This is a genomic window from Salipiger sp. PrR007 (assembly GCF_010499845.1).
Classification (GTDB): Bacteria; Pseudomonadota; Alphaproteobacteria; order Rhodobacterales; family Rhodobacteraceae; genus Salipiger; species Salipiger pacificus_A.
Window position 1 is genome coordinate 1 of sequence record NZ_JAAGOZ010000003.1, and the last position, 1,310, is coordinate 1,310.

Sequence of the window (1,310 nt, forward strand, 5' to 3'; positions counted from 1 at the left end):
GTCCTGAACGGCTACACCGCGCTCGGAATACCCGTCACGGAAGCTGTGGGATAAGTCCGTCCGGGGAAAGGGGAACCACGGCCTTAAGCCGATTTGTGCAACAGAGCCGCCCCCTGTGGAAAAGTCTTCACAATCTTCCTGGCTCTCCTTTTGCTGCACATCCCCATCGGCCTCTTCAAACTTCGCCGAATCCGTCGCCCCCGTCCGCTTCGGCCGCCGCCGGGACGTGGCCGCGAAGGGCGCCGCGCCCACCCTTCTCGGAGCCCTTGAGACCGCCCCCAGGACGGCGTTGCCGATGGTCTCAGCCTCAAACGTTGCCAGCGACTAAACACCCAAGCCTGCAGTTTTGCCAATGACTTGCCAACCGGACGGCACTGGTTGCACGATGGGTGCACCGAAAGATGTAGCGAGGAATTTGGAGAAATGGCTGGAAAGTTCGAGCTTTACAAGGACAAGGCCGGAGAATTCCGGTTCCGCTTGAAAGCGGGCAACGGGGAAATCATCCTCGTCAGCGAGGGATACAAGCAAAAGGCCAGTGCGGAGAATGGCATCGGGTCGGTTCGTCGAAACGCGCCGCTCGATGAGCGCTATGAGCGCAAGGCCACGTCGTCCGGCAAGCCCATGTTCAATCTCAAGGCCAGCAATGGCCAAGTCATCGGCACCAGCGAAGCCTACAGCAGTGAGCCAGCGCGCGAAGCGGGCATCGCTTCGGTGAAGATAAACGCCGAGGGCGCGAGGCTCGTGGACCAAGTCGTCTGACTTTCAGGGCGCCTCCTGCGAGGCGCCCGACATCGACCGGAGCTTCGCATAGCCCGATCCTCGTCCGGCAACTACGAACTGAGGCGAAACGACCAAGTAATACCCTTCGGCTAGCTTGGTTCTCCGCCCGGCCATCCTGCCAAACAAAAGTCGCGCAGCGCTCGACTGATACTGCACGGAGCAGCGACGGGGGCCGGAGCCGCCGATTGACGTGCTACGCGCCCTACCAAGTCCGGGATTCGCATAAGCGCCATTGCGTTGGAATGTACCTGTTCGCAGTAGTCCAGTGAGCGAGGGCAAACGCAAATACTAACTTGCCGAGAGCGAAGACCTCGGGCGCGGGGAAGAACTACGCCGATATCTGCTTGGCGCGGCGTGGACGCTCCTGCTGACACTCGTGTCCTTTGCCGTGGTCGCCTTCGGGAGCTTCGAGAGGGCCGCCACACTCATCACCGTATCCGTTCTGGCACTGGCTGTGCAGCGACACCGCTGGTGAAACAGCGCGACATTGCAGGTGGTGATTTTGGGGGAAGCGGAAGCCGGGCGTAGCC

The 1,310-nt window shown here is 61.1% G+C and carries 2 protein-coding genes; one reads left to right on the plus strand and one right to left on the minus strand.

The genetic code is table 11. The annotated features are described in order from the left end of the window. Positions 1–423: 423 nt before the first annotated feature. On the plus strand, positions 424–759 hold the full coding sequence (locus tag G0Q01_RS00020; RefSeq protein WP_164212902.1) for a YegP family protein: 336 nt from the start codon (positions 424–426) through the stop codon (positions 757–759). Between the two features lie 349 nt (positions 760–1,108). On the opposite strand, the gene G0Q01_RS26515 is transcribed toward G0Q01_RS00020, so the two are convergent. Continuing rightward, positions 1,109–1,310 (minus strand): hypothetical protein (locus G0Q01_RS26515; RefSeq protein ID WP_203594849.1); only part of this gene is annotated, 202 nt, incomplete at its 5' end.